The following is a 6,665-nucleotide window of genomic DNA, read 5'->3' as shown; positions in this document are numbered from 1 at the left end:
CGGTCATCATCGGGAAATCGCCCATGAAGACCGTCTGGCTCTTGATCTCACCGGTGTTGTTGTTGATGAACTCCGCGGTGACGAACAACGGCGCCGCGTAGGTCATGTCCTTGTCTTTGCACTCGTCGAGAGAAGCCTTGACCTCTTCGAAGCGCGGATCGGAGAAGGACAGGGACATCGAGCCGGAGAAATCCTCGATCGGAGAGAGCTCCTCGAGGACTTCTTCGAGCCCGCCGACCAGCCCGCCGTCGCCTCGAGCGGCTGCGCGCTCACGCCATTCCGGCGTGCCGACCAGCCAGGCGAAAGATTCCGTTTGTAGATCGAGAAGTCCGGGCACCTCCAGCGGCTCCCGGAGCTTCGCGAAAGACACCCGCAACGGAGCTCCGGGGATACCTCCGGAAACTCCCAGCTTCGTATTGGCGCTTGTCTGGGTGGAGACTGCCAAGATGCGTCCTTCCAGCACCTCACGCGCGTCGCGTGGTGGTCCGCGACCGTCGCTTGTCTGCTACATTTTGGGATTCTCGCTGGTCACAACCCGAACGAGACTCGAACAGCAAACAACGGAAGCAACACCGGAAGGGTGGAACTTTCGTAGTGCGATCAAGGTATGGACAGGAGGCAGCCAGCGCAACGTCCAAACCTACACCTACCTATACGGAGGTGTCAAAGTACCACCCCCACGAACCGCTGCGCGGCTGACGCGCCGGGCCGGTTTCGCTGGCTGCGTTCCGGGCCACGGCCGGGCCGCCGACGTATCGATCCGGCGTAGGTGGTCGTGCACTACGGAGGCAACTGATGCTGCCCCCCAATAGCGTGACTGGTCCGGCGAAACTCGTCAAGTGCCCGTGCCGACCTGGGGGTCTGCCGGATTACAGGTCGCACTACAAGATCAGCACAAACGGCCCGGATGGGACCGGTGGTGGCACCGCGGTCACATCGGCACGCGACAGCGAACAGCGCGCCGGGTGAAAAACCCCGACGCGCTGCTTCCTTACCGGCGTACTCGCTAAACCTTGGGATACTGCATGGTGTCGAAGTCCGAACCCGGGAAGTCGTTACCTTGATCACCCGCACCGGGCTGCTGCCCGGAGTTGTAGGACATCACCATCGTCTCGTCGGCCTCGTCGAGTGATTCGCGGATGGCGGACTGCGCGGCATGCGGCAGGGTGTGCATGATCTCGCGCACCCGGTTCTTCCGCCGTTGGACGGCCTGCCGTACCGGCATACCGGGCTCCGCCTTCATCTGCGGAATGATGCCCTCGACCTCTTCGGCACCGCCGTGATGGTGTCCGGCGTCCACGAGCGCCTGCTCGCGCGCCATCTGGGCTTCGTCCTTCTCCTCGGACATACCGATGGGGCCGATCATGCGACCGTTGAGGAACTGCTTGACCACCGGTTCCTCACTGGTCAGCAGCACCTCACGGGGGCCGAACATCACCAGCTGGCGGCGGAAGAGCATGCCGATGTTGTCGGGCACCGTCCGTGCCAGGTTGATGTTGTGCGTCACGATCAGGATCGTGGCGTCGATCTGGGCGTTGATATTGATCAGCAATTGGCTGAGATATGAGGTACGCACCGGATCCAGGCCCGAGTCGGGCTCGTCGACCAGGATGATCTGCGGATCGAGCACCAGCGCGCGCGCCAAACCGGCACGTTTACGCATACCGCCGGAGATCTCGCCGGGCAGTTTGCCCTCGGCACCGAGGAGGCCGGTCATTTCCAGCTTCTCCATCACGATCTTGCGGACCTCGGACTCCGACTTCTTGGTGTGCTCGCGCAGCGGGAAAGCCACATTGTCGAAGAGATTCATCGAACCGAACAACGCGCCGTCCTGAAACAGCACGCCGAACAGTTTGCGGATCTCGTAGAGCTCCTTGTTCGAACAGGTGGTGATATCGGTACCACCGATGTAAATGGATCCGCGCTCCGGCCGCAGCAGGCCGATCAGCGATTTCAGGAATACGGACTTACCGGTACCCGACGGGCCCAGCAGCGCGCTGACCTCACCGGCAGGCAGGGTTATAGAAACGTCCTGCCAAATCCGCTGTGAACCGAACGACTTGGTTGCACCCTCGGTCCTGACCTCGACGCCCACGCCAACCTCCACATTTCTCAGCGAGCTACCCACTCTGCACCGCTTACCCGGTAGCGGTGCGTCACGTCACAGTGGGTGCGGCCACTGTATCTCATGGGACCGCGGTAACACACCCGACCTGACTGAAGAGTAACCAACGCCGGCGGCCGCCACGCCGCAGAATCACGGTTAACCTGCGAACAAAAAAAATGGGCGGCTCCCGCAGGAACCGCCCATTTCTTATGCTGCAGCGTAGGCAAGTCAGGCCAGGAGGTGGTAGCGAAACCTCACCACGCAGACCCCCGCCCACGCTCAATAGCCACAGCTCGTAATTACTTGACCGAAACCTTGGCGCCGGCAGCTTCCAGCTTCTCCTTGGCGGCATCGGCGGCATCCTTGGCCACCTTCTCCAGGATCGGCTTCGGGGCGCCCTCGACGAGGTCCTTGGCTTCCTTCAGGCCCAGACCGGAGACGATCTCACGGACCACCTTGATGACCTGGATCTTCTTATCGCCGGCACCCTCGAGGACGACGTCGAACTCGTCCTGCTCCTCGGCGGCCTCGGCGGCGGCCGGGGCGGCACCGGCGGCCGCGACGGCGACCGGAGCAGCGGCGGTGACCTCGAACTTCTCCTCGAACTTCTTCACGAAGTCCGACAGCTCGAGCAGGGTCATGCTGCCGAAGGTTTCGAGCAGCTCGTCAACGTTGGCCATTGTTGTTTCCTTTCGATAGTGAATGTCTGTGCGGGCGAGCCGGGATCGACCGTTCCGCGGTGAATGCGGAAGGTGTCACTCCGCGGCGGCGTCGCCGCCTTCGGCCTGTTTCTTGTCCTGCAGCGCAGCGGCCAAGCGGGCCACCTGCGACGCAGGAGCGTTGAACAGACCGGCGGCCTTGGCCAGGTTGCCCTTCATGGCACCGGCCAGCTTGGCCAGCAGGACCTCGCGGGACTCCAGATCGGCGATCCGCTCGACCTCGGACACGGACAGCGGCGCGCCGTCCATGTAGCCGCCCTTGATGACCAGCGCCTTGTGATCCTTGGCGAAGGTCTTGAGCGCCTTGGCCGCTTCGACGGGTTCACCGGAGATGAACGCGATCGCGGTGGGTCCGACGAACAGGTCGTCCAGGCCCTCCACGCCGGCCTCGGCCGCGGCACGCTTCACCAGGGTGTTCTTGGCGACGGAGTACGTGGTGTCGGCACCGAGCGCACGGCGCAGTTCAGTGAGGGCACCGACGGACAGGCCACGGTATTCCGTGATAACTGCTGCCGTCGAGCCCTTGAACTGCTCAGTGATCTCCGCGACCGCGGTGACCTTCTCGGGTTTCGCCATACTTCGCCTCCTCTCTGATGTCGGTTCGGGATTGCCCTACCGAATCAGGGGCCGGCGAAAGAACAAGCGCCCCGGACGCAGAGCGTCCCGGGGCGCGAAAGATAATCCGGTACAAGGGTGAACCTGTACCCACTTCCAGCCTCGGCTCTCCCTGCGCGGGCCGCCGGCACTCTCGCCGGACCTTCGACCGATTCCATACGAAATCGGCGACCAACGGTCTTCGGTAGAACAGATTGGTGGTGTCGAACTGGTCGACAACCTCGTCGAGCATAGCCGCACATTGCCTCATCTGGCAAAACGGTCGCGATACCCGGATTGACTCGGACAATCCTACTCCCTTGGCCGAGCGGAGGCCGGCGTCGAACCTGTCGGTGCGCCGAGCCCCGTCAGCGCGCAGCCAAGCGGCGCACTACTTCGGTCGCACCGGCCCGGAATTCCGGCGAGACCACGAGACCGTCTCCCCCGATATCGGTTCGCGAGAGGGGCAGACGAACGCAGATCGTCTCGTCCACGTCGGCACCGACGTATCCGAGCACGCTCGCCAGCGTCGCCGCGGCTCCGTCACCACGCCCGGGTGCCGCGACCGTGAGCCAAGCCGCCGGCTTCTCGTTTAGATCGCCCGTACCCACCGTCCAGTCCAAAAGGTTCTTCAAGCTGCCCGGTAGCGTCCCCGCGTATTCCGGGGTGCAGAACAGCACCGCGTCCGCAGCCGCCAATTGCTCTCGTAGCCGCAGGACCGCAGGCGGGGCGGGCTCGGGCGCCTCGGGTACGAATGCGGGTAATTCGGCCAGTCCGCCGTACCAACGCGCCTCGATCCCCTCCGGCGCCACAGCTTGCACCGTACGTAACGCAGCCGTATTGGCCGACCCGCCGCGGGTACTCCCGGAAATCAGCAAAACCACCGTCACGCAATGCGGCAACCACCGGCCGCACGAAAAAAGTCCACGCCTGCGGCAGAAGTCGTATTCGAGCCCGGATGCACGAAACGGCGGGAGCGTCGGATGACGCTCCCGCCGTTTCGCGGTTCCGTGTTCAGGAAGCGCTTACGCGTCCTCCTCCAGGAGGTTGCGGGTGCGGTTCGGGTCTACCGGGATGCCCGGTCCGGTGTTCGTCGAAACCGTCACCTTCTTGACGTAACGCCCCTTGGCCGTCGACGGCTTGGCACGCAGGATCTCGTCCAGCGCGGCACCGTAGTTCTCCACCAGCAAGCCGGCATCGAAGGACGCCTTGCCGATGACGAAGTGCAGGTTGGCCTGCTTGTCGACGCGGAAGTTGATCTTGCCGCCCTTGATGTCGTTGACCGCCTTGGTCACATCGGTGGTGACCGTACCGGTCTTCGGGTTCGGCATCAGGCCACGCGGGCCCAGCACACGCGCGATCCGGCCCACCTTGGCCATCTGGTCCGGAGTGGCGATCGCGGCATCGAAGTCCAGCCAGCCGCCCTGGATCCGCTCGATCAGATCCTCGGCGCCGACGGCGTCCGCACCGGCGGCCTCCGCCTCGGCGGCCTTCTCACCGACCGCGAAAACGATGACGCGAGCGGTTTTACCGGTGCCGTGCGGCAGGTTCACCGTGCCGCGCACCATCTGATCGGCCTTACGGGGATCCACCCCGAGTCGCACAGCGACCTCGACGGTGGCATCGGTCTTGGTGGTGGAGGTCTCCTTGGCCAGCCGCGCGGCGGCCAACGGGGAGTACAGCTTGTCGCGATCGACCTTCTCGGCCGCGGCGAGATACGCCTTGCTTCGTTTTGCCATGTTTCTCTGTCCTTGTCCGTGGTTCAGCTGTGGTTATCGGGCCTGGCCGGCCCTCCCACCGAATGCAGGATCGACGATCCTCGGCCTCAGTGCCTGATGTAAGGCTGCGCTACGCCTGCGTGGTTACGCTGCGCTGCCGCCTCCGGCGCCGACGCTCAGCCTTCGACAGTGATACCCATCGAGCGCGCGGTTCCTGCGATGATCTTGGCCGCCTGATCGATATCGTTGGCGTTCAGATCTTCCTGCTTGGTCTTGGCGATCTCGCGCACCTGGTCCATGGTCACCGTGGCGACCTTGTTGCGGTGCGGCTCGGGCGAACCCTTCTGCACACCGGCAGCCTTGAGCAGCAGCTTGGCGGCGGGCGGAGTCTTCAGCTTGAAGTCGAACGACCGATCCTCGTACACCGAGATCTCGACCGGCACAACATTGCCGCGCTGCGATTCGGTCGCGGCGTTGTAGGCCTTGCAGAACTCCATGATGTTGACGCCGTGCTGGCCGAGCGCCGGGCCCACCGGCGGAGCCGGATTCGCCGCGCCGGCCTGGATCTGAAGCTTGATGATCCCGGCGAGCTTCTTCTTCTTGGGGGGCATCTTTCTTTCCTAGTTGTGTGGTGTTCCTTGCGCTCTGCAAGGTCCGGCCCGGGACGCAACCGCCCCGGGGAGGCACAGGCGCCGCCGCTAGATCTTGGCGACCTTGGTGAATTCCAGCTCGACCGGCGTCTCGCGACCGAAGATCGAGACCAGCACCTTGAGCTTCTGCTGTTCCGCATTGACCTCGGAGATGGTGGCAGGCAGCGTCGCGAACGGGCCGTCCATCACCGTGACCGATTCGCCGACCTCGAAATCGACCTCGATGGCCGGTTTGGCTGCGGTCTCGCCGGCGGTTTCCCCGGAGGCCGCGGCAGTAGCGGGCGCGGGCGCCTTCTTCTGCTGGGAGGCCGGGACCAGGAATTTCACCACTTCGTTGATGGTCAGCGGCGAGGGGCGCGAGGTCGCACCGACGAATCCGGTGACGCCCGGGGTATTACGCACCGCACCCCAGGACTCGTCGTTCAGATCCATCCGGACCAGGATGTAGCCCGGAAGCACCTTGCGGTTCACGCTCTTGCGCTGACCGTTCTTGATCTCGGTGACCTCTTCGGTGGGCACCTCCACCTGGAAGATGTAATCCTCCAGATCCAGGTTCTGCACGCGGGTCTCGAGGTTGGTCTTCACCTTGTTCTCGTAGCCGGCGTAGGAGTGGATGACGTACCAGTCGCCGGGAGCACGCCGCAGCACGGCCTTCATCTGCTCGACCGGATCCGGCTCGACTTCCTCGGCAGATGCGGGTGCGGCCTCGTCGGCAGCCTCGGGCGCGGCGTCGGGCGCCGGCTCCTCGACGTGTACAGCGGCCTCCTCGGCCGTCTGATCGTCGACCGGGAACTCGTCGGTGGTGTCGTTCTCCGGGGTGCTCACTGGGCACTCGCTTCCTGTGTCGTCACGTGCATCCTCTGCGTGCCGGGTTCGG

General features: G+C 64.2%; 7 protein-coding genes and 1 pseudogene. All 8 read right to left on the bottom strand.

The genetic code is table 11. The features are described from left to right. Nucleotides 1-463, bottom strand: a pseudogene (locus tag NS6_RS21425) (DNA-directed RNA polymerase subunit beta); the annotation flags it as partial. 543 nt (nucleotides 464-1,006) lie between these two features. Further along, nucleotides 1,007-2,095 (bottom strand): ABC transporter ATP-binding protein, encoded by a 1,089-nt coding sequence (locus tag NS6_RS21420; protein WP_245669446.1) that lies wholly within the window; start codon nucleotides 2,093-2,095, stop codon nucleotides 1,007-1,009. Nucleotides 2,096-2,406: 311 nt separating this feature from the next. Next, a complete protein-coding gene (gene rplL, locus NS6_RS21415) occupies nucleotides 2,407-2,787 on the bottom strand; it encodes a 50S ribosomal protein L7/L12 (RefSeq protein ID WP_068044495.1) in 381 nt (126 codons plus the stop codon). Between the two features lie 75 nt (nucleotides 2,788-2,862). After that, nucleotides 2,863-3,402: a 50S ribosomal protein L10 gene (gene rplJ / locus NS6_RS21410; protein ID WP_033246962.1), complete on the bottom strand. Its 540-nt coding sequence runs from the start codon at nucleotides 3,400-3,402 to the stop codon at nucleotides 2,863-2,865. A gap of 386 nt (nucleotides 3,403-3,788) precedes the next feature. Next, a complete protein-coding gene (locus NS6_RS21405; RefSeq protein WP_245669445.1) occupies nucleotides 3,789-4,304 on the bottom strand; it encodes an NADPH-dependent FMN reductase in 516 nt (171 codons plus the stop codon). Nucleotides 4,305-4,445: 141 nt separating this feature from the next. Beyond that, on the bottom strand, nucleotides 4,446-5,159 hold the full coding sequence (gene rplA, locus NS6_RS21400; protein WP_068044490.1) for a 50S ribosomal protein L1: 714 nt from the start codon (nucleotides 5,157-5,159) through the stop codon (nucleotides 4,446-4,448). 155 nt (nucleotides 5,160-5,314) lie between these two features. Beyond that, a complete protein-coding gene (gene rplK, locus NS6_RS21395; RefSeq protein WP_033246964.1) occupies nucleotides 5,315-5,749 on the bottom strand; it encodes a 50S ribosomal protein L11 in 435 nt (144 codons plus the stop codon). Nucleotides 5,750-5,836: 87 nt separating this feature from the next. Beyond that, nucleotides 5,837-6,613: a transcription termination/antitermination protein NusG gene (nusG, locus tag NS6_RS21390; RefSeq protein WP_068044488.1), complete on the bottom strand. Its 777-nt coding sequence runs from the start codon at nucleotides 6,611-6,613 to the stop codon at nucleotides 5,837-5,839. Nucleotides 6,614-6,665: the final 52 nt, after the last annotated feature.

The sequence above is a fragment of the Nocardia speluncae NBRC 108251 genome, assembly GCF_001613245.1.
Taxonomy (GTDB): domain Bacteria; phylum Actinomycetota; class Actinomycetes; order Mycobacteriales; family Mycobacteriaceae; genus Nocardia; species Nocardia speluncae.
The sequence above is the reverse complement of the archived record's forward strand: the minus strand, read 5'-3'. Positions and strand labels throughout refer to the sequence as shown.